At 53.4% G+C, this 26463-nt stretch carries 19 protein-coding genes and 1 pseudogene; 8 read left to right on the top strand and 12 right to left on the bottom strand.

Translation table 11 applies throughout. From position 1 onward, the window contains the following. Positions 1–102: 102 nt before the first annotated feature. The 8 genes from MUN86_RS08535 to MUN86_RS08500 form a co-directional block, all read right to left on the bottom strand. Positions 103–381 (bottom strand): hypothetical protein, encoded by a 279-nt coding sequence (locus MUN86_RS08535; RefSeq protein WP_245124147.1) that lies wholly within the window; start codon positions 379–381, stop codon positions 103–105. Between the two features lie 521 nt (positions 382–902). After that, complete coding sequence (locus tag MUN86_RS08530; protein WP_245124144.1) at positions 903–1592, bottom strand: DUF1361 domain-containing protein; 690 nt, start codon at positions 1590–1592, stop codon at positions 903–905. Between the two features lie 102 nt (positions 1593–1694). Then, the gene (locus MUN86_RS08525) at positions 1695–1835 is read right to left on the bottom strand and encodes a hypothetical protein (RefSeq protein ID WP_245124141.1); all 141 of its coding nucleotides are present in this window, start codon (positions 1833–1835) and stop codon (positions 1695–1697) included. Positions 1836–2035: 200 nt separating this feature from the next. After that, entirely contained in the window at positions 2036–3550 is a 1515-nt protein-coding gene (locus MUN86_RS08520) for a TolC family protein (protein WP_245124138.1), read from the bottom strand. Next, a complete protein-coding gene (locus tag MUN86_RS08515) occupies positions 3547–4950 on the bottom strand; it encodes an HlyD family secretion protein (RefSeq protein ID WP_245124135.1) in 1404 nt (467 codons plus the stop codon). Before MUN86_RS08515 ends, MUN86_RS08520 begins: the two co-directional genes overlap by 4 nt. A gap of 93 nt (positions 4951–5043) precedes the next feature. Continuing rightward, the gene (locus tag MUN86_RS08510) at positions 5044–6774 is read right to left on the bottom strand and encodes a peptidase domain-containing ABC transporter (protein ID WP_245124132.1); all 1731 of its coding nucleotides are present in this window, start codon (positions 6772–6774) and stop codon (positions 5044–5046) included. A gap of 157 nt (positions 6775–6931) precedes the next feature. Then, positions 6932–7624: a TetR/AcrR family transcriptional regulator gene (locus MUN86_RS08505; protein WP_245124129.1), complete on the bottom strand. Its 693-nt coding sequence runs from the start codon at positions 7622–7624 to the stop codon at positions 6932–6934. 495 nt (positions 7625–8119) lie between these two features. After that, entirely contained in the window at positions 8120–8356 is a 237-nt protein-coding gene (locus MUN86_RS08500) for a hypothetical protein (protein WP_245124126.1), read from the bottom strand. Positions 8357–8411: 55 nt separating this feature from the next. Between MUN86_RS08500 and MUN86_RS08495 the strand changes: the two genes are divergently transcribed. Further along, positions 8412–10058, top strand: a complete 1647-nt coding sequence (locus tag MUN86_RS08495; RefSeq protein WP_245124123.1) for an ABC transporter substrate-binding protein — start codon at positions 8412–8414, stop codon at positions 10056–10058. Positions 10059–10168: 110 nt separating this feature from the next. Then, positions 10169–11496 (top strand): annotated as a pseudogene (hemL, locus tag MUN86_RS08490) (glutamate-1-semialdehyde 2,1-aminomutase). Between the two features lie 104 nt (positions 11497–11600). Here the strand turns inward: hemL and MUN86_RS08485 are convergent. Further along, complete coding sequence (locus MUN86_RS08485) at positions 11601–16670, bottom strand: cellulose binding domain-containing protein (protein WP_245124120.1); 5070 nt, start codon at positions 16668–16670, stop codon at positions 11601–11603. 42 nt (positions 16671–16712) lie between these two features. Continuing rightward, entirely contained in the window at positions 16713–18050 is a 1338-nt protein-coding gene (locus tag MUN86_RS08480) for a DNA/RNA non-specific endonuclease (protein ID WP_245124117.1), read from the bottom strand. Between the two features lie 618 nt (positions 18051–18668). On the opposite strand from MUN86_RS08480, the gene MUN86_RS08475 reads away from it, so the two are divergent. From MUN86_RS08475 to MUN86_RS08460, 4 genes are all read left to right on the top strand, one after another. Further along, positions 18669–19214 carry a hypothetical protein gene (locus MUN86_RS08475; RefSeq protein ID WP_245124115.1) on the top strand — a complete coding sequence of 182 codons (546 nt, stop codon included), beginning with the start codon at positions 18669–18671 and terminating at the stop codon, positions 19212–19214. A 29-nt stretch (positions 19215–19243) separates the two neighbouring features. Continuing rightward, positions 19244–19513, top strand: coding sequence for a hypothetical protein (locus MUN86_RS08470; protein WP_245124112.1), 270 nt, complete (start codon positions 19244–19246; stop codon positions 19511–19513). Positions 19514–19534: 21 nt separating this feature from the next. Continuing rightward, positions 19535–20071 (top strand): dCTP deaminase, encoded by a 537-nt coding sequence (gene dcd, locus MUN86_RS08465; RefSeq protein ID WP_245124110.1) that lies wholly within the window; start codon positions 19535–19537, stop codon positions 20069–20071. A gap of 173 nt (positions 20072–20244) precedes the next feature. After that, a complete protein-coding gene (locus MUN86_RS08460) occupies positions 20245–20760 on the top strand; it encodes a DUF4890 domain-containing protein (protein WP_245124107.1) in 516 nt (171 codons plus the stop codon). Positions 20761–20868: 108 nt separating this feature from the next. Here MUN86_RS08460 and gldC read toward each other — a convergent pair whose 3' ends face one another. Beyond that, positions 20869–21207 carry a gliding motility protein GldC gene (gene gldC / locus MUN86_RS08455; RefSeq protein ID WP_245124104.1) on the bottom strand — a complete coding sequence of 113 codons (339 nt, stop codon included), beginning with the start codon at positions 21205–21207 and terminating at the stop codon, positions 20869–20871. 127 nt (positions 21208–21334) lie between these two features. Beyond that, positions 21335–22459, bottom strand: coding sequence for a DNA polymerase III subunit beta (gene dnaN / locus MUN86_RS08450; protein WP_245124101.1), 1125 nt, complete (start codon positions 22457–22459; stop codon positions 21335–21337). Between the two features lie 663 nt (positions 22460–23122). Here dnaN and MUN86_RS08445 point away from each other — a divergent pair. Together MUN86_RS08445 and MUN86_RS08440 are read left to right on the top strand one after the other, a co-directional pair. Continuing rightward, positions 23123–25432 (top strand): glycoside hydrolase family 3 C-terminal domain-containing protein, encoded by a 2310-nt coding sequence (locus MUN86_RS08445; protein ID WP_245124099.1) that lies wholly within the window; start codon positions 23123–23125, stop codon positions 25430–25432. Between the two features lie 163 nt (positions 25433–25595). Next, positions 25596–26462, top strand: coding sequence for a DUF7003 family protein (locus MUN86_RS08440; protein ID WP_245124096.1), 867 nt, complete (start codon positions 25596–25598; stop codon positions 26460–26462). Position 26463: the final 1 nt, after the last annotated feature.

The raw sequence follows: 26463 nt of genomic DNA, 5'->3' as shown, positions 1-26463 counted from the left end.
CTTAAGACACTAAAGCTCGCCGACACACTCTGCCCACTTCAACAACTGATAAACTACGCTTGTTTAGGTTGTTCGATAAACACGATAAAAAGCGCCTCTCGATTAGTTTGGCCTCATCTGCTTAAGCGGCACCTCATGCCATTTGGTAAAAGCTTCCCACTGCCGGCGCCAATAGCTGTAATCACCTAAAACGCATATAACCTTGTCGCCCTTAAAATAAATACGGGTCTTAATCTGTTGGTTTCTCCAACTGATAGCCCCTGCTTCATCGGGTTCCATATCCTCCACGTTCTGCCACAAAAAGGAACGAGGAGTTTCGTGTTCTTGGCCAAGCATATCTTGCCAAAGCCGCATAGCATGCGCAATCGGAGAAGGAAACATAGAAGCTGACAATAAACTAGTAAATAAGCAATAGCCTACAGGATGTAGACTCAACGGTAAAGCAATATAATTTTATTTCTCAATGAAAATACCTATAACTACAAAAAATAAAAAATGTAAATTTTAAGTAAGCAATTACTTACTATTCAAATTGACACCCCATAATGGTTAAATATGATAGTATTTTGCATCTACTAATGAAATATTTATCAATTTCTCTTGCTCGCACTGCACACGGCATAATTATACTTACCACATTCCTACACGTAATGTAGCACGAGCAAAGCCTTGCCGTTAGTGGGGACATATGAGAAGCTACTAGCTAGTACCATTCTGCTTTGCTCCGTAACACAAGTGAGCCTTTGCTAAGCGGCAGGTTGTAGATGATCATCGAATGAGGCTTTCTGCACCTACTGCCTATTAAAGAGCGAGGCAGCTAACTACCTGACTACGAGTCGTGGGTAGTTAGCTGCCTCGCTACAAGTTGGCTAGATGATAGCCGTTCAGTACAATCAGATTTTCTATATAGACTCCTCTCCCATCCGGCCGAGTAGCCGCACGGTAGCGTAGCCTAGCACTAGGAATACACCGTAAAGCAGGGTTACGCCCCAGGTGCTAGGATGCGAGAACGGATGTAGTAGTCGGCTAACGATGTCGAAAAACAAGGTGAGCGGATTGGTAACAACATCCCAAGAGTTGAAGCGCAAGTAGCGGCCCAAATAGATGCCGAACGAGCTAAGCAGCAACGCGACCGTGGCAAATGCCCACCCAGCTCCGGTGCCCAACCGACGCGCTACCAAAGTTTGCATGTCAATAAGCGAAGCGTAGGCCAGCATCAAGCCATTCCAAGCACAGCTTAGAATAAGGGCTAGGTCATACCAGTAGGGTATGCTCACGCGACGCTCAAGGTGGAAAAGGTCGGTGAGGATATAGGGAGCATTAGGAAAAAACAGCAGCCACACCAAACCTACGGGCAACAACACCCGCGCTTTCAAACGGCCAGCAGAGAGACCAAGCATGGTACTCAATCCGAAGGGAATGAAGGCCAGAAACAAGTTCCAGAGAAGAAAAGCAAACGTAATCTGCTGCGTGAAGAATACCCGGAACGCAATGAGCACTACACTTAAGGCAAGGGAAGCCCCCAAGAGTAAAATCAGGTTGAGACGCTGCCGAATTTGAGGCAAGGCTAACGTGGCGAGAGGAATCGGCATAGGCACAGAACGAAAATTTCAACAGTAGATTGTACTGAATCAGGCGGTTATAAACCGATCTACCCCCGAAAGTTACAACCTACTGGCTGAAATTGAAGGACTTTACTTATTGAAAAACCAAGAATACAACAACCAAAGCACGGCAATAACAGCCATCATATACCAGCCCCACTTACCGGGGTCACGGGGGGTTTCGTCGCTATAGGTTCGGGGGCGGCGCTTTAAGCCAGGTACCAGTGCCATAAGTCCATGCTATTTTATATGCAGAATCATTCTCTTCTACATAAACAACGAAGAACATTTACGTTCCGTTGCAGCACGAGTAAATGCTAAAGCCTAGCCTCAACCATGCCTTATCAGTCTGTTGGAGCCTCGTTCCCACTGCACCACGTAGCCTTGGTTCCGGCTTGTACCACTGAGCAACAAAAAGCTGACGCCCCATCTTATTCCACTCCACCGGCGGCCCAGCGCAACGTAGCTTGGGTTTGGGCATATTTGGCTTGCAGCTCGGCTAGCTTTACGCGGGCAGTAACTAGCGTCGCTTCGCGCGAGTTGAGCAGAAACACCGAGCTTTCCCCGTTCTCAAATCGAATTTGCTCGCCGTTGCGCAAACGTTCTGCGTTTTGCACCACCTGCTCTTGCAGACGTAGCTGCTCGCGCAAGGCCTCCCAGTCATTGGCTACGGTGCGCACGCCAGTCTGAATTTCGCGGCTGTCTTGCTGTAGATCCAACTCGGTTTCGCGCAGCTTGAGGCGGTTGAGCTGCAGTTTTGCGCGCTCCTGACGCAGCAACAGCGGATAAGCGAAGCTCACGCCAAGCTTGTAATTGTTCTGAAAATAACTGCCGCTGAAGCGGGCACCACCTTCAGGGCTGAAAGGCTGGCCGGCTTGCAACAAGTTGTAGTCGAGGTTGAGCTTGGGCAGCAGCTTATTGGAAAGCAGACGACGCTCTACGCTTAGCTGGCTTAGCTTGGCGCGGCTTTTTTGTAGCTCCGGATGAATTTGCAGCGCCAGCTCGGCCAGGGCGGCCACCGAATCGGGCAGTAGGGGGCGCCAGGCGGCGGGGGTAGGCAGAAGTTGGGGGCGCACCTGTGCGGGCAGCTCCCGTGGTTGTTGTTGCTCGTCCCAGAGATAGTTGCTGAGCAAGAGCGTAGCGTTTTGCCACTGCACTTGGGCTTGCACTAGTGTGGCTTGACGGTTTTGCAGCTCCGTTAGGGCCTCTACTGAGTCGATAGCGGCTAAGTCGCCTTGCCGCACCCGCTCCCGCACCGCCCGGAAGCGCACATCGGCTAAGGTGGTATTGCGGCGCAGCAACGTTAGCCGCTGATAGTTCAGGCTCCAGTCCCAGTAGTCTTTGGCGGCTTGTAACACTAGTTTGTTGAGGGCGCTGCGCCGCTCGGCTTCGGCTAAACCCTGTAGGGCTTGCGCCTGTCGCACAGCCGCCCGGCGCTCGTCCATGAGCAGGCCCTGGGCTATAGGTACGGACAATCCTATGTAGCTCAGTCCGGCCAATGGCGTAGTATTCTCGGGATTGACATAGGGGCCAACTCCCCGTTCGTAGCCGGCTTTTACGTCGGCCCCAAACCAGAGGGGCACGCGCAACTGCGTGTCCCAATCATGAAAATACTCTTTGCCGCCAAAGGTCTTGCCGTAGTACTTGCTGCTCGCCGCCGGATCGAAAAGGCCACGAGCGTAACGTACCTCCTGGCGGGCGCGCTCGGGTTGCAGCCCTGCCTGGCGGGCTACCGGGTGGCGCAGCGTTACGTAAGTCAACAGGTCAGCGAGGCTGAATACCTTGCTTGTATCCGGCAGATCCACCGGCTGGACGGTCCGCACCGTCGATTCGGCGTTAGGCGCCAAGACGGGGGGCTGCCGAAGGGTCTGCCCCATAGTTTTTGGTGCCCACAACCCGAGGGTGCTGGCAAGTACTGCCACCCCAATAGCACGTAGTACACTCATTTAACTTCCTCCTCCCCAGCTTCAGTGTCAGCAGTGGCCTTGTCAGCTTTCTTGTCGGACTTGGCCGCGTAAGTGGTAGCGGGCTTGCCTACAAAGTTGGGCGGGAAGCCATTGAGTTGCCGCCACAATTCGTACCAAATCGGCACATCATCCAGCAAAGCCCAACCATAGACGCCCGAACCTACGCGCAGGAGGTTGGGCCACGGTTCCTGTTGCGGATCGGGCGTGACGAGTACGCGGTACTGCCCTTGCGAATCAATATTATCTATAACCGCCACCACCCCACCGAAGGTACCGAAGCTGGTGCCCGGCCACCCACTGAAGACCAGCGCGGGCCAGCCATCGAATTGCAAACGCACCCGGCGGCCTACGCTCAGCAGCGGAATGTCCATGGGGCGTACGTAGAGTTCGGCGGCCAGCTGTGGGGTATTGGGCATCACCGTTACGATGGGCTCGCCTTCTTTTACGATGTCGCCGAGGCCAGTTTTGAGGGCGCGCACCACGTAGCCGTCTTGCGGGGCTTGAATATGGTAGAAGCCCGAGCGAATACGCAGGTTGGCTAATTCGTTGCGCATTTTGGCAATCTGCCCTTCCGTATCAAACTGATAGGCGGTTACCGAACGGCGGTCTGACTCCGATTTGGCTAATTTATCTTGATACTCAGCCGACAACGAAACTAATTCTAGTTGGGCATTCACCAATTCCTGCCGGCTGGCTCCTAACTTGTTTTCTACAGCCTGCCGCTTAGCCGTGCTTTCCTGAAACTTCAGGCGCCGCTGTTCCAGCTCGGTCAACGACTTTAGGCCTTGCTTGTAGAGCGCCTCCTGCCGTTCGAGCTGCTGGCGCGCAATATCAAAATCGTTGTTGGCGGCCCGTAACTCGGCTTCATCGGAGTTCACCTTGAGGCGCGTTTGCTCTACTTTGTTGCTTGCTTTGTCAAGACTCACGCGCAGGCCACTGCGCAACGCTACTTGCTGCGTGCTGAGGGCTGACCCCTTGGCCCGGTTTTCCTGCAGCGAGGCAATTTTAGCTTCCAGTTGCTCTTGGGTGCGCGCCAGTAATTCAGGGTCGAAGTACTTGTCTTTGATTTCGGTGATAACCACTAGCGTATCGCCCTTGCGCACTCGTTGGCCTTCGCGTACCTGCCAACGGTCGATGCGCCCGCCAATGGTGCTCGGTACGGTTTGAGGACGGTCTTGGGGACGTAGTGTGGTGAGGGTTCCGGTGGAGCGAATGTTCTGCGTCCAGGGCATAAACCCAGCTACTAGCACTAAGAGCCCGAGCCCCGAGAACCAGCGCGCCAGCATACGGCCTGCCCGCGGCGTTTGCACGTGCCGGAACGCGCGAAAACTCGCCCCCGTCGGGTTGGTTTCATTAAGCGGATGTTCGGCAAAAGGCATGGAATTGTGAGAATTAAGGATGGAGTGAAACGGTACTTTCGGTGTGCGCCAGCTCGATTGAGTTATGAGGTTTAGGACCTCTCGTTTAATCTATCAAGCAAGTAGTTCTTGCACTTCGGGGCGGCGGCTCAAGTCGGTGTAGGAGCCGTCGGCGAGCAGACGACCGTCGCGGAGTAAGGCTAAGCGAGGACACAGGGCCAGTACACGCGCATCGTTGGAAGCCAACAGCACGGTCCAGTTATGCTCGGGCGCCAGCACTCGTTGCAGAATGCGCAGGCGCTCGGCCGGCTCTACGCCGGGCAGGAAGTTGTCGAGCAACAACAGGCGGGGGCGGCGCACCAACGCCCGGGCCAGTAGCAGTTTCTGGCGGGTGCTGTCGGCTAGGGGCGAACCAATGCCCAGGGGCGTATTCAAACCCAACGGGCGGGCGTAAATATCGTCGCGCAAGCCCACTAGCTCCAGCGCCCAGGCCACATCATCGGGCTGGATGCCGGCTTGGCTGAGGGTAAGGTTTTCGAGCAGCGTACCCTCAAACAAGTTCTGGTGGGAGATATTATCGCCGACGTGCTGCCCGAGGTCGGCCGGCGAAATGTCTTGCATGGCCAAGGCATCATACGCTACCACGCCCATGTAGCCTTCCAACAAACCCGCCAGAATACGCAACAAGGTGGTTTTGCCGGAGCCATCGAAGCCAGCTAAGCCCACATGCTCGCCCGGCGCCAGTTCCAACGACAAGTCCTGCACCGTCTGCCGGGTGCTACCAGGATAGTGGTAGGTTAGATGGCGCACTTCCACGCGCAAGCCCTGCCACGTGGCGGGCAATGGCAGGGCCGCCCCCACGTGGCCAGCTATCATCGGCAGGTCGAGCACGTGCCCGATTTTGTCGAGCGAGGTCAGCGCGTCATACACTACATCAAGCTTCAGCAGTACTTTTTCGATGGCCGAAATAGTGAGAATGATGACGATTTCGGAGGCCACAAATTGCCCGATATTGATTTGGCGACTAATCAGTAGCCAGCAGCCGATAATGAGCAACGCTGCCGTAATAAGCGTTTTGAAGGCTACAAACCCCCAATACTGCGTTAGCAGCACACTGAAATGACTTTTGCGGGCGGCCAAATACCCTTCCACCAAGCTGTCGGTACGGTCGAGGGCCAACTGCTGGCGCGGTGGGTGCCGGAAGGTGTGCACAGTGCGAGCTACATCTTCGAGCCAAGCCACCACCCGATATTTGTACTTCGACTCGGTAAGGCTGGTGCTCAGGCCTTTGGGACCCGTAAAGCGGATCATGAGGGCCAGTAAGGCCACCAGCAGCAAGCCGAACGCTATGAAGATGGGATGGTAGAACGAAAGCAGCAGCAACCCGAACAACAACTGTACTGCCGCCGCCGAAAACTCGATCAGCAGCGTGGAAAGGCCTTTTTGTAAAGTCGGCGTGTCGAGCAAGCGGTTCATTAGTTCCGGCAGGTACTCGCCGTTCAACGACTCGGTGCGCACCCGTGGCAAGCGCACCGCAAAGTCAAAGCTGACGCGGGCAAATAGGCGCTGCTGAATGAATTCCACCAAATACACTTGCATCACCTGAAGGGCCCCAACCAGCAGCGTGCCCACCACAATAAACGCAATGAGTACTACCAAGGAAGTGCTAACGTCGCCGCTGCTCACAAACCCAATAACCGACTGCACACCCAGCGGCAACGACAAACTGATCAGCCCGGTGAGAGCCGCATACACATATAAATAGGTAATGTCGCGCCGCTCGGCTCCGAGTAAGCGGAAAAGACGCTGTACTGGCGTGAGAGCAGAAGGATGGGTATCGACCATATAAGAAGGGTTCTTGAGTAAAGCGGGTTGGGGGCGTGCTGGCAGTGACGGGCGCTGTATATTTCTGAGCGGTGAGAGCACAGCAGTTCACCGGCAGCCCTGAAGGGCGCAGTTGGCAACAGATTCGGCAGCTTCTTGAAAAAGGAGACTCTTTCGCTTACGACAAAGCCTTGAACACTAGATTTTCCAGAAAAGAATAAACCGTTTCTTCGGCCGTTTTCTGCTCGGCCAAGTCGGTGAGGGAAGGCAGATGCTGCGCGAAATACAGTTGCTTGCGCGCAGTTTCAAGTAGGGTACTTACCAGCATGTGCGGATACGGATAAGTGGGATTGATTTCGCTAACCACGGCGGCTATAGTCGCCGCTAACCGTTTATATTCCCGAAACAAGCCAGCCTGGTTGTCTTCGTCTACATCTTTGGTGAGGTAGGATTTTGAGGCCTCGTTTACCACAATACGGTACAGCGCCGCCCCATCAATCTGGGTGGGCACTGCATCGGTACGGTGGCCGCGTGTCAGGATACGGAGCATTAACCGCAGCCGCTCGGTCGGACTAGGCACATTGTGCGTGTGAAAGCGCATCTGGTAGCTCAGCCACACCCAATACCACGACACCAGATACACGAGCAGCCGGTGCTTGTTTTCGAAGTACCGGTATAGCGACGCCTCCGTAGATTCGATGCGCTGCGCCAACCGCTTGAAAGTGAACTGCTCGAACCCAATTTCATCAATCAGCTTCACGCCTTCGGCCATCAACCGACGTCCGAGGTCTGTATCCTGCGGATCGCGCAAGTACAGTCGCTCGTTCAACTCGATTCGCAAATGAGGACTTACAGGTGGATTGGATTCCATAGTGGGCAACAAAGCTTTTATATCATATATGATAGTATTACTATCATCAGGTGCAGTTAGGCATCAGTTTGCAGCAGAAAGAGCAGCCGTATAGATGTGCTGTTCTTGGATACAAAGGTATTTCAGCAGGAAGCACGCGGACTTAAAAAAACATTAAATGGAGCTTAATTCGGCATTAAATTCAACTATCAGTATAAGCTCAGCATCTGCAGTTTCCGGCAACACTTTAAGTGAATTGCAGTGTGATAAGCTCGTCTCTCACCAAAAGCGGTAAAGGACTAGTTCCAACTTAGATGATAGCAATACTATCATAGCTCGTAGCTGTGCTTTACCGCGTATATCTTCCCCAAGCTTCCTTCGTACATTTGACCAGCAAACTGCGATACTGCGGTTTGCCTTTAATTACGCCTCACTTTCTGGTTTCTGGCTTATGCCGTTTTTTTCTTTTGTGCGACTTGCTGCTTTGGGTAGCTGCTTGGCACTAACGTTGCCCAATCAAGCCCAACAAACGACCCCCAAGCCGGCAGCCACGCGCCCATCGGCTACGAGCAAGCCTGCTGTTCCAGCTACCAGTAAATCAGTTACCCCGTCGACCAGCAAACCTGCCGCGCCAGCAGCCGCCGGTAAATCTGCTACGTCCACTTCTAGCAAACCAGCTACTACGAGTTCTACTTCCACTACCAAACCGGCGTCATCTCCTACTAGCAAGCCCACTACTGCTACCCAAAGCACTGCTGTTACCCCCAAAGCGGTTGTTAGTACACCTCCCAAACCTACTGGTCCGCCTTTGCCGGCCAACCTAGGTTCTGCGGACCTGAACACTCGCTACAAAAACGGTAAAACCCTCCTTGGCCAGACTCGCTACGACTTGGCCATGACCGAGTTGGAGCCTGCTGCGGCCCCGGGCAACCAATTCAAGCAAGCTCCCGAAGCTGCCTACCTCTACGCCGTGGCCGCTAGCCGAGCCAAGAAATGGGCCGAGGCCGAGCAGATGCTCAATCTGTTGCGCAGTGAGTACGCGCAGTGGCCTGGCATGCCCGAGGCGCTGTTTTTGCAAGGGCAAGTGTCGTTCGAGCAAAACGACTTCGACAATGCACTGAAAGTGCTGGCCCAGCTCCCGGCCGACAAGCTAGTGCAGGAGCGCGAGAATATGAAGGCTATGTATTTGCCCCGCGTAAAAGACAAGCCTACTTTCCAGAACCTGCTGAAAACCCATCCGCAGGAAATAGCCCTGGGCCGTGCCTACGCCGATAAGCTCGCCAACGGCGGCTGGTTTACGGATGCCGACAAACCCCAACTCGACCAGCTTATTACGCAGTTCGCGCTGGACCGCAGCCGCTATACCCCCCGCCCGCGCGCCCTCAAGAAGAGCTTATACAACATAGGTGTGCTCCTCCCCTTCCAGTTCGACGACCCGAGCTGGGAAACGCGCCGCAAAAACCAATTTGTAACCGACCTCTACGCTGGTCTGCGCCTCGCGCAAGACTCCTTGCAGCGCGAGGGCCATCCGGTCCAGCTTTTCGCCTACGATACCGGCGCTGATACGCTGCAACTCAAACAAGTGCTGGCCTTGCCGGAGCTGGCGAGCATGGACCTTATTATTGGCCCCGTGTATAAGTCGGGTAGTAAGATTTTGGCCCGCTATGCGCAGCAGAAGCAGATTGTATGCGTGAATCCGCTTTCTCAGGACGGTGATTTGGTGCTCGACAACTCGTGGCATTACTTGTTCGAGCCCAGCACGGCTACGCAAGCCCGACAGGCAGCGCAGTTTGCCTACAACCGTTTGGGTGGAGCCCGCACGGCCGTGGTGCTGTACGAAGACACCCGGGACGAAGCCGCTTTCGGACTAGCTTACAAGCAGGCATATGAAGCTCTTGGTGGCCGGGTAGTGGAGTTGCGCCGCGTCAATTCCAACGCCGAAGAGTCGTTGATTACGGGCTTTGCAGGCCTCGATTTGAAAAATGTGGGCCACTTAGTAGTGGCCTCCGACGCGAAGAAAATCGGACCTTACACGCTCAATACGCTGAAGACGCAGGACGCCCGGCCGCCCTTGCTCACCTATGCTTCCTGGCTCGACAACAACCGCATTGGTTTAGGCCAGCTCGATGCGCGCGACGTGTACTTTGTGCATCCGAAGTATATTGACCCCACCAGTTTTGGGGTGCAGCGTTTCCGGCAAATGTATTTGCAACGCCAGAACCTGCCGCCATCTGTATTTGCCTTTACGGGCTTCGAGCTGCTATACTACTTCGGCTCCCAGCTGCACCTCAACGGGGCAGCGTTTCAGCAGCAATTGACCAACGCCGGGCCGGTATCGGGCGCCGTATTTCAAGGCATCGGCTACCCCGGCGGAGCCCACGACAATCAGTACGTGCCGCTCACCAAATTAGAGCGTTTGGAGCTGGAAGTACTGAACCCAGTGGGCATCCGATAGGTTGTACTAATGGAGGCGCGAAGCTCCAGTTTCGCGCCCTGGTTTGTTTTATCGTCACGAATACGCGTTCAACGATACGTGAAGCTGGAGCTTCGCGCTACTTTTCTGCTATGCAACTTTCCTCGCCTACTACCACTCCCGAACTCGCTCTGCAAACTAGTGCAGACCTTTTCGAGCGCGCCAAAAACCATATTCCTGGCGGGGTCAACTCGCCGGTGCGGGCCTTCCGCGCCGTGGGTGGCCACCCCGTGTTCATGCAGTCAGCCAAAGGAGCTTGGCTGACGGATGTCGACGGCAATAAGTACCTGGATTTCATCAATTCCTGGGGCCTATGATTCTGGGGCACGCGCCCGACGTGGTGCTGGACGCTGTGCAGGCGGCCATTCCGGCTTCCCTCTCGTTTGGGGCGCCCACGCGACGCGAGGTGGAAATGGCTGAGCTCATTAAGCAAATGGTGCCCAGCATCGAGAAGGTGCGGCTAGTAAACTCCGGCACCGAGGCCACGATGTCGGCTATTCGGGTGGCGCGGGGCTACACGGGGCGCAACAAGATCATCAAGTTCGAGGGTTGCTACCACGGCCACGGCGACTCGTTTCTGATTGCGGCTGGCTCCGGGGCTCTCACCCTCGGCACTCCCGATTCGCCAGGTGTGACGGAAGGAGTAGCCAAGGATACCCTTACAGTACCCTACAACGACCTAGCGGCCGTTGAGCAAATCATTGCCGCAAATGAAGGACAGGTAGCCGCTTTGATTTTAGAGCCGGTAGTGGGCAACATGGGCTTAGTAGAGCCGCAGCAAGGCTACTTACAAGGCCTGCGCGACTTGTGCACGCAGCACGGCATTGTGCTTATTTTCGATGAAGTGATGACGGGCTTCCGCCTCGCTGCAGGTGGCGCGCAAGAGCTCTACGGCATCACCCCCGACATGACTACGCTCGGCAAAATCATTGGGGGCGGCATGCCGGTAGGCGCTTACGGCGGCCGGCAGGACATCATGGACAACGTGGCTCCCGCGGGCAAGGTGTATCAGGCCGGTACGCTCTCCGGCAACCCTATTGCCACCGCCGCCGGCATTGCGCAGCTCACATACTTGCAGCAGCATCCCGAGCTTTACGACGAGCTAAATCGCATTACCACCCGCCTCGCCGATGGTACTCGTCAGATTGCCGCCGAGCTTGGCCTGAACTACACGGTAAATCAAGTCGGCTCGATGTTCAGCGTGTTCTTCACTGATAAGCCCGTCAACAACCTAGCCGACGCCAAACACTCCGATACCGAGGCGTTTGGCCGCTACTTCCGCGCCATGCTGCAGCGTGGCATCTATCTGGCGCCGGCTCAGTACGAAGCGCTGTTTGTGAGCACCGCCATTACTGATGACTTGGTAGAGGTGTACCTCACCGCCTGCCGCGAATCTATGCGCGAGGCGCACGGGCTGTAGCACCAGTTTCGGCTTCGGTAGAGAGGCTCTTATTTTCCTAATAGTGTATAGCAAAAAAGCCGACCCTAACTAGGGCCGGCTTTTTTGTGACGTTGAAGTTAGGCTTATTGAAGAACCAACTTAAGCTGTTGTACGGTAGTGCCAGTGGTCAGGCGGACCATGTACACGCCGGCCGGAGCGCTGCCGGCTTGCCAGTCTACCTGCACCAACTGCCCCGCTTGGGCTTTGCCGGTTTGCAGATGCTGCACTAAGCGGCCCTGCATATCGTAAACGTCGAGCTGGTAGTTCTGAGCTTGCGCGGCAGTGAAGGCGATGGTGGTACGACCCGCAAACGGATTCGGGTAGCTGCTGACTTCATTTCTAGTTAAAGCAGTTGCCGCTGGGCTGGTAGCCAGTGCCGTAGCGTTTTGGCTGCGGGCACTGGTTTGCGTAGCACCTGTTGGCTCCTGACCATAAACCAGTTGGCCTTGAACATACACCGTAATGTGCGCGTTTTCAACTAAAGTTGCTGCGGCTGCTTGGTACGAGAAGTCATTGGCTTGGTTGAAATCAGACCAGTCTGCTTTCGCCAAACGGTACTGAATGTTGCCAGTAGTGCTGAGCGGCGAGAAGTTGCCAAGTCCAGCAGCAAAGTGCAGTTCGGCATAGGTCTGGCTGCCAGCTTGGCCGAAGGTTACTTGCACATTGTTTGCTCCAAGCGCGGCGAAATCCAGGTACGAATTGAGTTGCTGCGTACCCTCCGGGCTGAACCAGTAGCGCACCGTCAGGTCCTTGTAGGCAATGGTTGTATTGCCTTCGTTGCGCAGTTGCAAGTAGGTGCTGATGGTGTTGGAAGTGGCTTTCTTCTCTCTGTTCTGCGACAACGCTACTAGCTTCGTCACAGACGTTTCCAACGCTGGCTCTACCCCACCTATCAGTTCCCCGTTGCGGTACACCGTGATGCGCTCGTTCTTCAGATACGTGCTGGTGGCAGCATAAGAATAATCGTCGGCTTCGTTGAAGTTGGTTTGCGTCTGCTTGTTGATGCGCGACTGGATAGCCCCTGAGTTTCCACCGGCCGGCAGCGTGCCAGCTGCGGCAGTGAACGAGTATTCTACATAACCTGCCGCACCTTTTGCAGGCTCGGTAAGGGGTACGTACTGCGCTTTTACAGCGCCGGTGCCTACTTGCGCATAGTCAATTGTAGCCACCATTGTGGCGAAGTCCTCGGCTGTCAACCAGTAGCGCACGCGCAACTCCGAATATGGAATGGCTGCGGTGCTGTTGTTTACTAGTTGCAGGTTAGGCTTGATAACGTTGTTCGCCACTATGCCGTCAGCGTTTTGGTGCAGTACACTGATGGTAGTTGGGCTTTGCACCGTCACGGCGAAAATAGCCGAGGTGGTGCCGCAGTCGTTGGTGGCCGTTGCCGTTACCGTGGTCGTACCCAATGGGAAGACGTAGGGCGACTTGATGGGTGTTACGACTCCGTTATTTACAATCGAGTACGTGATAGTTGGTGCTGGCGTGCTGCCCGTAGCCGTAGCAACGAAGGCAACCGAAGCACCGCGCAAACCTGCCGTGGCGTTGGTGGCCGGAATGGTCGGCAGCGCAAGCACTGGCACGGTATTGACCGTCACGGTGGCCGAGCCTTTCGGAGCCAAGCCCTCACAGTTGCCATCCGATACGGCTACCAACGTGTAGGTGGTAGTAGCCGTTGGGCTCACTGTCAGCAGATAATCACCGACACTTAATACCTCACCAGCATTGATTGTTAGCGCAGTAGAGGTGGTGCCGCCATCGGTCGAGTATTTCACGGTCCAAGGTGCCACACCGGTCAGGTGCAGAGCCAGCTTTGTGCTAGTACCCGCGCAGACGGTTGCAGTGCCGCTCAGGGCCACGGTTGGCAGAGCACGTACCGTTACTTGCTGCGTGTAGCTATCGGAGCAAGCGCCTTGCTTGATGGTCAGCGTAACCGGATAAGTACCGGCTGCGGCGTAGATGTGCGAAACGTTTTTGGTGTTGTAATCCTCTTTGCCGTCGCCGTCTACGTCCCAAGAATAGGTGGCATTGTTTTCTACGACTTTGGAAGTATTGCTGAAGGCAGTGGCTGCACCCACACACACGGTAATTGCAGTGAAGGCCGGCTCCGGCTGCAAACAGGTAAGTCCGGTGCGCACTACTCGGTAAGAATTGCCTACCCGAATACCATCAACTGTCAATTGAGCCGCATTTGATGCGCTGCCTTGCCGCAGTGCAACAGAACCGATATCTGAAGGTGAACTGCCCGTTTCTTTGGATTCAATTTCCGCAACAGTTGGCTCGGCATTCAAAGCAGGATTGACAAATAACTGCGCTGTGTTGCCCGTTTCATCGAACCCGTACTTCACCACTAGCAAGTAGGTGGCATTCACGTCGTAGTTGGTAGTCGAGTATTCGGGGCCAGGAGTGGTGTTATTGCTGAGACCAAACTGAATTTTACCAGCTGTGCTGCTACGAACATATAACCGGCCTTTGTAAAAGCTGGAGTTTGTTGTGGCGGTACCTAAGTGGAAGAAATAGTCACCGGCTGTGTTGGCGCTAGTTACTTTCACCAGAAACGAAGCGTACACCGGCGTGCGGGCATACACCGCGCTAAACTTCCGATTCAAGTCTTCTCCGCTGGTTTTCAGCGCTGCTGCATTGCCGATGCCGCTGGCGCTATAACTATCATAGCTTAAACCACCCGACGTAACGGTGATGGGGTTGGTGCCCGGGCTATGTGCTGTCCAGTTGTTTAAAGTCAGGGCTGCGCCGGCCGTGTAGTCGAAATTTTCTTCTAGCAACAGCGTCGCTGGCAGTGCTGACGTGGTTTTGCTTAACGTACCCGACGACGTGGTTAGGTAGTTTTCCGCGTAGGCCGTGTTGTTGTCGGTGTACTCGAAAACAGCAAAAGAATACGCTGTGTTGGGTCGTAGGCCACTAACCAACACTGTGTCGCTGGAGCCCGCGTATACCACGTAGTTGCCGGTACCGAGCACGGCTCCTTTGCCGAACAGCGTGCTGTCTGCATACGTAGTAGCATCAACAGGAAGTGCGTCTACGGGCCCACCGAGGCGAGCTACCACCAAATGCTTGGCTCCGTTGCCGCCGTTCAAAGCCAACTGAATAGAGGTGCCAGTGACTTGGCTAGCTACTAATGTTGCCGACTGCGTTGGCTCGGTTGCCAATGGCACTTCCACAGAAGTCAGAGTGAATTCTTCGCCGTACGTTGTTCCTGCACCGTTGGTAGCATACGCCCGCACATAATAGGTGGTGCCAGGCACCAGACCTGTGATGCTGCTGGCAAATGTTCCGGCGCCAGCACCGTCAGTTGTTTTCAAAGCACCTAGCACCGGGTTTGGCGTTTTGGCCCACACCACACCGCGTGCTGTAACAGCACTGCCGCCATCGGGCTCAATGGTGCCACCCGTGGTAGCGCTTGTTGGCGCCACGTTGGTTAGGGCCGCTGTGCTCACCGTGGCCGGATATACGGGCGTCGAGCTAACCCCACTTACCGCTACGGATTGCCCTGGAAAACCTGTGCTGGTTACCGGAATAGTAGCCTGATACGGTTGTGTTGCTGTCGGAGCAAAGCGCACCTCAATAGTAGTTGGGTTGACGGTGCCGTTGTTTGGTTGGAGCTGAATAACACAGCAAGCAAACGGCTGCGTGCCCGTACGAATTTCAAAACCGGCTGGCGGCGTAACAAGCAGCGCTGAAGTAAGACCGGTACCGCTCACCGTGAAGCTCTTCGCCACAGAAGCAGCACCTACTACCGTACTACCGAAAGCTGGCACGGCTGTCACCGAAGTGGTAATTTCTGGTTGCGGCACCGACACAGTAATAGCAACCGGTTCGCTCTTACCAGTAGCCGGGCCACAAGGCGTAGTGGCACTTGCGTTGGCTACTACATAATAGGTGCCCGCCGCGCCGAAGTCCGCGCCCTTAGGCTGGTAGGTAGCACCAGTAGCGCTAGCAAGCGTTGTAGTGAAAGGACCAGTAGCACTTGTGCCGTATTGCCAGGTAAAAGTAGAGCCTGTAGCGGCCGTGGCGTTCAAGGTAGTGCCGGAGCCCGTTAGCGTAATGGTTTGGGTTGCTGTTGGCGTCACGGCTACCGTATTACTTGCCGAACCAAGATTGATGGTCAGGTTAGTGCCGTTATCCGTGCCGTTGATGGACGCTACTTCGTTTATTACCCGCACGCGATAGCCTGTACCGCTGGCCGTGCTGGCCGGAATAGTAGCCGAAATAGGCGAACTAGTTCCTTCCCCAATGAATGTGGTGCCAGTAGCGAAGCTACCCGAAGCATTCGACAACTGCGCTTTGAATGTACCCGTAACGGTGCCAGTCGTTGTATAAGCAACGTTGAAAGGGGTGCTGCCGGTAGTAGCCGTCACGCAGTATGGGCTACTGAAGCTCGACGATGTAGTAGTGATGCTATTCGTCGGCGTAGGCGTACCCGTGCCGGTAGAAACCACAATGTTATCAAGGCTGATTTTCGGACGGCTGCCTGTACGGGTTGAGTTATCACCGCTCCCTACATTCGTTATATAGAAGCGGATTTTAGCGTCGGCTTTGTTCGCAAAAGCGGCAGGCAATGGCAAGGCCGTCAAGCTACCTTTCGTTGCGACAAAGTTGGTAATCAGCACTGTGGAGCCAGGCAAGTCGACGAAGGCACCGTTGGTCCCAGTATTTGTTTGAAGCTTGAACGTTGCCTGGCGACTCCCTGACGTGTTATCTACCTCGGCCCAATCCAGCGAAATACTGCCGGCGGCACTCGCGGTGAAATCCAGGTTCAGATCAAAAGCAGCGGCGCTTGAACCCTCAGGTGTTGCACCAGTAGCTAGAAGTACAATCGCCTCAGTACCCTTCTGCACCCCACCGGAGCTACCACTCACAAATACCGTATTCGCACTCGGCAACGTGGATGGGGCAATAGCTGTGGCCACGCTGAAACGATTCGCTCCGGTACCCGAAGCGAAATTGCTCGACCAGCCAGTAGTGGAAGTAGCAGAGCCAGTACCAATAGTATTGAAACTCTCTGTGTACGTTCCGCCCGCAAGCGGGTAAGGTACTGTTTGCCCCCAGCTGAGCTGGGCACTGAAAAAGAACAAGCACACTAGGAAGGACGGCAAGTATCCAAGCTTCCGAGCAGCTTTATAAAACTGTGTCATATAGACGATGATGTCGTTGAGAAAATCTGGAAGGAAGTGGCCTTACAATACCGGGCCATTGTCGACTTTCGACTCAATAGCATTCTGCACTTCAATCGGCAGGTTCGACAGCAAGTCGTAGCCAGTAGCTGCCTCAATAGCATCAACCGTAGTGCGGTAAGTGCCCCAATTCGGATTGATGTCGTTGATGTTGGGCATGTTCACGGCAATGACGCGAGTGTTGGCATTCACGCGGGCCGCATCGTTGTCGCCAACCGGCAGAATAACAATAACCTTCCAGCAGTCGGAAGGCACCGTAATGCGGCCGTTATCCAGCGTCTCGTAGCGCACGCCCGTTGAACCAATGCCCCCTTTTCCGTAGCTACCGCACACGACGTACATCTCGTTGCCCGGCAGGAAAGTGCGGGTATAATCCTCCAGATCAGCCCAAGGCCCCTGGTTGTTCTTCGACGACTGCGGCATCATGTTCGTCATGAAGAACGTAGCGGAGTTGTTTTCCACCGACGAGGTACGGTCGGCCGAAGGGCAGTTGTGGCCCCGGTCAAACCCTGTCACGCTGCCATTGTAGCTGTTCGACTGCGCTTGATACCAGCCTGTTGGTAGCGCCGTATCGTTGCGGAAGTCGTCTTGGCGGTCGGCCGCACCGCGGTCCGAAATGTCGAGGTGCCAGCTTACCCAGTTGGGCTTGCCTTGGTCACGGTCGTAGCCTATCGTGAACTGCGGCTTTACCAGCAAGTAGTTGTTGGGGCTGTTAGCATCCGTAACAGCACCGCTTGGATTGCCTAGCGCGAGGCTGCTGTTGTCGAGGGAAGGCTGCGCTACCCCAAACTCCGTGACAGCAAAATCATCTATGTTTAAGCGAGCCTTGCCACCAGAGGTTTTACGAATCTCGAACTTAACGCGGCCCGAAATATTGACGGTAAAGGCCGCCGCCTGCAAGGTAGAAGAAGTGGTCAGCACGGTCGAGCCCACCTTCGTCCATTTGTTGCAGTTGCACGACTCCGATTGGGCGAAAAGCTCCCAGCTGCTGCTCGCATCGGCACCATACACGGCGTGCTGCACAGTTACGGTAGAGGCGCCTGTAGGCAGATAAAACTCCATCGTCAGGCTTCCTCCCTGCTGGAGGCGCACTGCTTGGGTTCCGTTTTTGTGGTCGGCCGCCGTATTTCCTAGCACGGCATCATTGAGCGTCCAGCTACCTGTGTTGAGCGCGACCGATCCGCTGGAGTACTCGGACTTCACACCCGTTTCAAAAGCCTCCTCTGTGTTTTGAGCGAATGGCACCCGCCAGAGAGAAGAATCGCTGATACTTTCCGTGTAAAAGGAAAAGCATGGCAGTAGCAGCAACAGGCCACTACATCCAAGTAATTTTTTCTTCATTTAAAACGCAAAATGTTGTTTTGAAATCACCCAGAAACTACAAGCAAAGAAGCCTATGAAGAAACAGGCAACAAATTTAGCCATGCAATATCAAGTGACACTAATAACATTACCGCCTATATAGTTCAGTGAAGAATATAATTTGCGCTTAACATTAAAATAGTTTAACAAGCTTTACATAATGCAAATTATATTTATCCAATTCACAGAAGCTAAAAAGCCTATTGCTAACAATTTAGTAATAAAGCCACAGCCATATATAGCAGCTTTATCACCCCTCATTTAGTACCTATTTAAACTTGCCATCTGTAAAAATAAATAATGAACATTGTTCATTTTTATTGTAGATAATAATCACAATTTACCGTGCAATTACTAATATAAAATAGGTAGGCCTTTTTATTATAAGCATCTAAATTATATCAGTTTGTATTTAATTGAAACATATTTCAGAATAGTCTAGAAGATTAATTTGAAATGTTAATTAGTGTATTAATAACGCTTACTCTGTTGCTAAACACCAAGAATAAATTCAAACATAGAAGCCATCAAATTGGCGCTGGCAGTAGATTCCAGGGGAAACAGCGGTTACCTTTGCCGCTAAACCTACTTGCCTCTATGCCTCGACTTCGACTCTTTCTGCCGCTATTCCTGGTTTTATGGCTTGCAACACCTTATCTACTCCGGGCGCAGACGGAATCGGCAGCCGCAGCCAACAAACGCTTGTTCGACCGCACCGTTGATGAGTTGAATTTCCGGACCATGGAAACCGTGTACGACAAGTCGTTTACGCGGCGCAAATTTCCAGTCTCGCTACGCACAGCGAAGGCCCGTAAAGATTTCAATGATTTCGACGGCCGGGCTGATCTGCAAAAACTGTTTCAGAACTACAACGGCGTGTCGGAGCGGTACAAAAACCGCTTCGGCCGCGGCCGCACCGACCTAACCGAGTTTGAAAAGCAGCTGCGCAGTATCTTGGTTGACAAGAACTTCGAGTTTTTTGTCCGAGTGCTGCCTCGCGACGAGCGAGTATCCCTTATCCGGGGATTGGAGCGCTTTATTCAGCAGAGTGCCGCTCAGTTCAACGCCTCCGAAGATGCCGCTCCCGATGAACTAGCTGCTGACGGGGCTGCTGTACCACCCGCCGATGTAGATGCCCCCTAACTACTGCGCCCGAAGATCCGGCTCCCCCAGTGTCAGCTAACGCCGCTACTCCTACAGCCAGTTCAAGAACGCTTGACAAAGCCGTGGAGCACGATTGGGTGGACTACTTGACTCTGATGCTGTCTGGCGCCTCGGTGTTGCTGTTGCTCTTCTTAGTTACCAGCGTTTTGCCTGATCTGCGCAACCGCCTCGACGCCCTTGCCGACGACCAGGGCCGCCAAACGGGTACGCCTCCTACGCGCCGCTCTACCAACGCCTTACCCGAAGACCGCTACGAAGACGAGGACGAGAACACTTAATACCTCTGCACTCCATCCCTTATGATCCTGACTGACCAGCAGATTCTCGCCGAAATTGAGCGGGGCAATATCATTATTGAGCCGTATGACCGCACTTGTCTTGGCACCAACTCGTATGATGTGCACCTGGGCCGTTACCTCGCCACCTACCGCGACGCCGTGCTGGATGCCCGCAAACACAACGAGATAGAGCAATTCGAGATTCCCGTCGAAGGCTTTGTGCTGCAACCCGGCGTGCTGTACTTGGGCGTCACTGAAGAGTATACCGAAAGCCACGCCCACGTTCCTTTCTTAGAAGGCAAAAGCAGCGTCGGCCGGCTCGGCATCGACATCCACGCGACGGCCGGCAAAGGCGACATCGGCTTCTGCAACCACTGGACCCTGGAAATTAGTGTGTCGATGCCGGTGCGGGTCTACCACGGTATGCCGGTAGGCCAGCTCATTTACTTCACCGTGCAAGGCGACGTTGAGACCTTCTACAACCGCAAAGCCAACGCCAAATACAACGACCGCACCGACAGGCCAGTGGAGTCGATGATGTGGAAAAATAGGTTCTAACAAGTAGCTAGCAAGGTCTAAGCGGCTTGCGTAATTATTTTCTTAAGAAACTCAGCACATGCAATAAACTCCTTGGCACTGTTTTTCGTTAGGAAGAGACATCCGGCAGCTTACAATTTATCTGTAAGAAGCTGGATGTCTTCTTTTTCAACTTCATATTGATATATCGACCGATGAGAAAGCAACTTGCCCTCGCCTTACTGCTGCTTGCTAGCACACTTAGCATTCAGGCTCAGCAACAGCCATCCCTCGCTCCTGCCGATAAAACTCAGGCGTCGCCGCGTACAACGCAGGTACAGGAACGCGCTAAGCGTCTATCCGACCAGATGGCACGCGACTTGCGCTTGAATGGGTACCAGTCTACCCGCCTGCGAGCCATCAACGAGGATAAAGTAGCTAAAATGGCCGCTATCGAGCAACGCTATGCTGGCAACAACCAGCTTATTACGCAGCAGTGCGACGTAGTGTGCAAAGAGCGGGATAAAGAACTGCAAGCTGTTCTTTCCAACGATCAATACAGCAATTACTACGACTCTCGCTCCACGTATCGCAAGTACGACCGGGACTATGCTTCGCGTACGTCTAACGTGAACTCAAATTTTGTGAAGTCGGTGCAAAACCCATCGCCAGCTAGCAGCGGTGCAACTATTGCCCCGGCCCGTAATCCAGCCCCTAAGCAAACTCGCTAGAAAGCTTCTTTCGGCCAAGTTATAATAGAAAGCCCCATCTGCGACGCGCAGATGGGGCTTTCTGTTGGTACTACGTAGTGCTTATGCTACGCGCATAGCACCCACAGATTAGCTCTGCTTGCGTTCCTCTTCGTCGATGTGATTCATGAGCTCCTTGCACAGGTTGCGCATCTTGGTTGCCATTACCGAGTCGTTAGTGGCTGTTATAATGCTTTCGGCCATGGCGCCCATTGTATCTACATAGAAACGCTTCATTTCATCTACGGGCATTTCCTTGGTCCAAAGGTCGATTTTCATGGTGCCACGCTCGTCACGGTCCCACAGAGCGATGTTGATGGCCTTGGCAAAGTGAATATCAGGGCCGGCATCGGTGGCAGTCCAGCTGATGGCCTCGGGTACTTTCTGGTCGTCGAGGGCGATGCTGAAACGAATTTCGGATTTCTTCATGTCGAATGGTTGGAGAGTGAATAGCTGCTTGGTGTTTCAGCTACTCGATGAAGTTGCAAAACTACTAAACAGAAAAATGGCCGGCCGCAAGAACGACCAGCCATTTAACAAATGAATAAATGCGCTATTAAACGTAGTTGTTGAGCATTACGGGCATTACCAGCATCAGAATGCTCTCGTTGTCGTCGGCCAGAGTCGGCATCAGTAAGCCCGCACGGTTGGGAGTGCTTAGCTCCAAGGTGATTTCCTCGGAGTCAATGTTGGACAGCATTTCTTGCAGGAACTTGGCGTTGAAGCCAATTTCCATGTCCTCACCGTCATACTGGCAAGGCAGTTTCTCATTGGCTTCGTTGCTGAAATCCAGATCTTCTGCCGAAACGGTCAGTTCGGAACCTGCCAGGCGCAGCCGCACTTGGTGGGTGGTCTTATTGGAGTAGATGCTGATGCGCTTCACCGAGTTCAGGATCTCCTGACGGCTGATAATGAGCTTGTTGGGGTTGCTCACCGGAATTACGTTTTCGTAATCGGGGTACCGCTCATCAATCAGGCGGCACACGAGGCGCATCTGGTTGAAGCTAAAGAACGCATTGGAGTTGTTGAACTCTACTTTTACGGGCGTTGCCTCGGATGGCAAGGCCCCTTTCAACAAGTTGAAGGCTTTGCGCGGAATAATCAGGTTGGCGGTTTGGCCAGCCCCTACATCGGAGCGGCGGTAGCGCAGCAAGCGGTGACCATCGGTAGCCACAAAGGTTACTTGACTATCGGCTAGCTGCACCAAGATGCCGGTCATGGCCGGGCGCAACTCGTCGGTGCTCACCGCGAAGATGGTTTTGTTGATAGCCCGAGCCAACGACGACGACGGAATTTCAATCGGCGTAGAGCCTTTCACCACGGGCACGCGCGGGAAATCGGTAGCGTTTTCGCCTGCTAGTTTGTAGCGGCCGTTGCTGCTAGCAATTTCAATGGTATAGGTTTCCTCGTCCAGGGTAAAGGTTACGGGCTGGTCGGGCAGGTTCTTGAGCGTATCGAGCAAGATGCGGGCTGGGGCCGCAATACGGCCGGCTTCGCGGGCTTCCACGGGCAGCTCCGTTATCATGCTGGTCTCCAGATCAGAAGCCGTAATCGTTAGCTTGCCTTCCTCAATCTCGAAGAGGAAGTTCTCCAGAATCGGCACCACGGGATTGTTCGTGACCACGCCATTGATGCTCTGGAGTTGCTTGAGCAAGGCGGAAGACGAGACGATGAACTTCATACAGAGGCAGGGGTCGAAAGTGTTTGGGGGAAGGGAGACAAAGATAGGTAATAGGGTCTGTTTTTTAGCGCCTTTTCGCAGCAGTACCACCTATAATGCTAGTATAGAAGCAGAAGTACTAGAATACAAAATTGACTTTCTTCCTACTAGGGATTTCCCACTAAATAGCTGCTGCCCGTGTCCCTAACACAAATCCAAGGAAAGCACCCGGTTCAAACTATTCTGTTACAAAGAACAATATATTTTCAGAGCGTATAAAATCAGCTAATGGTCTGCATTAATTTATACTGCTAACCTTAAAAGTAAACCTTTCAACAGCTATGCATTTCGAGTGTACACTCCTCCTGCGTTGTTCGTTTGGATATTATTTTCTAGCCAAGCCCCACAATTTTTCGCCTGCTTAGTTTAGGTAGAGTTCAGATGAAACCTAGGAGGTTTGCTGTGCCACTACCGTATTTCAGGTTTGCTTTACTGGAGCTGCTAAAGCATGCTCAGCACAACTAGCAGTCAATAAAATAAGACAACACGCAATCTTAATTGCGTGTTGTCTTACATTACTGTACTTTTTACGCAAAGGTTTACGCTCTAGAGTTGAACTGTGGCCTGCTCCTGACAAACTCTGCGTGAAATCAGCTTAAAAATTCCCACTCATAAACAGTTCGTATGCATTTCAAACCGTATCACTTTTTCTTACTTCTCAGCACAACTACTTGCTGCCTAACGGCTAGCTCTACGTGGGCGCAAAGCAAGCCGGCTACCGCTAAGAAACCAGCTACGCAGGCCAGCCAAGCTTCCACGAAAAACCAGCAGGCCGCCCTCACTACCAACGACGCCAAAATCAACGCCCTCATCAAGAAGATGACGTTGGAAGAGAAGGTAGCCATGATTCACGGCAGTTCCTCGTTCACTTCTGGCGGTGTGCAGCGGCTCGGCATCCCCGAGTTCACCTCCTCCGACGGCCCGCACGGCGTACGCCCCGAATTCGGCCGCGACTGGACTCCCGACAAGGACGCAAACGACGCCGGCACGTATTTGCCTACCGGCAACACACTTGCTTCCACCTGGAACCCGGCCTTAGGCTACGCATATGGTCAGGTATTGGGAAGCGAGGCTAAGTTCCGGGGCAAAGACGTGATTCTCGGGCCTGGCATCAACATCATCCGAACTCCACTCAACGGGCGCAACTTCGAGTACCAGAGCGAAGACCCTTATCTGGTGTCGCGCATGGCGGTGGGTTATATCAAGGGGGTGCAAGACCAAGGAGTATCAGCTTGTGTGAAGCACTACGCGGCCAACAACCAGGAAACCAAGCGCACTACGGTTGACGTGGACATGAGTGAGCGGGCCCTAAACGAAATTTATCTACCAGGCTTCAAAGCTGCCGTGCAGGAAGCGGGCGTCTATACGCTCATGGGTTCCTACAACAAGTTTCGTGGGCAGTGGGCCACTCACAACGACTACCTGATGAACAAGATTCTGAAGGACCGGTGGGGTTTCAAGGGCTTTGTGATGAGTGATTGGGGTGCCGTGCATAGCACGATGGAAGCCATCAACAACGGCACCGACATGGAAATGGGCACCGACCTGCTGCTAATGAACCAAACCGTGTCGCAGACGGCGGGTGGACCGGCCAAAAAGGTGGAGCTCAGCACCGTATACCCAAAGTTCTTTCTCGGTGACACCGTAGTGACCCTGGTGAAAAGTGGCAAGGTGAAGGAGGAGTTGATTGACGATAAAGTACGCCGCATTCTGCGCGTGATGTATAAAACCAACATGATGGAAGGCGCTAAGCGCACGCCTGGCGCCTACGCCACCAAAGAGCACGCCGCCACTGCACTTAAGGTGGCCGAGGAGGGCATTGTGCTGCTCAAAAACGAAGGCAACATCCTACCGCTCAAGAAGGCTTCTATCAAAACCATTGCCGTTATCGGCGAAAATGCTGACCGGGCCAATTCGATGGGCGGGGGCAGTTCGCAGGTGAAAGCTAAGTACGAAATCACGCCCTTGCAGGGCTTGAAAAACGAGCTAGGCAGCGGCGTGACGGTAAATTATGTGCAAGGCTACAAAATCGCCCGCAATCAAAAAGCCGACGCTCAAATGATACAGCAAGCTGTGGATGCTGCTTCCAAAGCCGATGTGGCCATCGTGGTAGGCGGCTGGACGCACGGCTACAACTACGCCGTATGGGACGACAACGCCTACGACGCCGAAGGTCCCGACAAGCCTGACATGAATATGCCCTTTGGTCAAGACCAACTCATTCAAGCGGTGCTCAAAGCCAACCCCAACACTGTAGTGGTGCTGATGGGCGGTGGCCCGATAGACGTGTCGGCGTGGGAAAAGCAGGCCAAAGGCATTGTAGAGGCGTGGTACCCCGGTATGGAAGGCGGCAACGCCATTGCCAAAGTGTTGCTCGGGACCGTCAACCCCTCGGGCAAACTGCCCATGACTTTCCCCGTAAAACTTGCTGATTCGCCAGCCCATAAAATCGGTAACTACCCCACCGACAACCCTTCTGACCCCAATGCGGTGGTAGAGCACTACAAAGACGACATCTTCGTGGGCTACCGCTACTTCGATACCTACAAAGTGGAGCCACAATATGCTTTCGGCTACGGGTTAAGCTATACCACCTTCAAGTACGATAACCTAACCGTTACGCCTGGCCAGCAAAACGCCACCGTGAAGTTTACTGTCACGAACACTGGAAAAGTAGCCGGCGCCGAGGTGGCACAGGTATACGTGCACGACGACCAAGCCTCCGTGAAACGCCCCGAAAAAGAGTTGAAAGGCTTCCAGAAAGTGTTCCTCAAGCCCGGTGAGTCCCAAACCGTAACGCTGACCCTTGACACCAACGCCTTCCAGTTCTACGACGAAGCCAAGAAGGCATGGGTACTAGAGCCCGGCAAGTTTGGCGTACTCGTCGGCAGTTCCTCCCGCGACATCCGCCTCAGCGGCAACGTGACGCTATAATAGGTCCTGCCTTAGGAATAAAGTATTCTTCAAGAAAAACAGATTGTAACTCTATACATAAAATGCCCAATAGCAGCTGCTATTGGGCATTTTTTATACACATGAATGTCACGAAACTTTTGCTTATTGATGCGTTAAACTTGATACTATCCAAAAGCTAGATATGATTTCAGAACAGCAAATACTTGACGCACTTGACCATTCCAACGATGGATATTACTGCAGTTTTTTGCCATTAAATGCAGGTTACTCTTATTTGATAGTCACACGGCTAAATCTATTTCGCAGTGAAGATGAATGGGCTATTGCAGCGGAGATAGTAGGGTTCAATCCTCGTGGCGGTTGGATCGACCTATCGATTTATTATCACGGCAACTGCTTGATTAATTTAGAAACATACAACAACCGGCATACCAACTATTACAGCTTATCTCCTATTGATGAAGACTCTTTTAGGGAGGCTTCGTTGGATGAGATGTTAGATCCAGCGGCATCAGAAATCTTTGTCCGTGGTATTCCTATTGCTTTAAGTCATGAGAGAGCCAACTACCTAGATGCTGGAATTGACTTACTAGAAGTAGAGTCAAACAGTATCAATTGGGAGGAAGTTGGCCGACTTTTAATTACGCAGCACCAGGGTTTATTCCGCGCAACCGATGAAGAACTCTATAAATCCATCCCGAAGCACCTGAAGAAAATTATGGTGCTGGATGAGTGGCATCACAAGGATTTTACTGTTGGGCCTCAAAATATTCTATCCGATGAAGATATAGAGCGCACGTACAACTTAAATAAAGAGGTTGGTGGCCTACAGGGTATGAGCCTTGCTGATCTTACTGCTACTATTCGGTCTCAGGATGCTACAACCAGTGAGTATATCTTGCAAGAGTGGACCAACAGCCGCCCTAGCAGTTACGAGACGTGGCAACAGTTGGCAAAAGTGCTAGCCACCGGCAACACGAGTTTTTATCAGCCCACCTTAGCACCAAACACCCATTGGTCGAACTGGCCAGAATCAGGGTGGTTATAGT

The sequence above is a fragment of the Hymenobacter volaticus genome (genome assembly GCF_022921055.1).
Classification (GTDB): domain Bacteria; phylum Bacteroidota; class Bacteroidia; order Cytophagales; family Hymenobacteraceae; genus Hymenobacter; species Hymenobacter volaticus.
Note: the sequence above shows the minus strand (reverse complement) of the source record. Positions and strands in the feature narration are given on the sequence as shown.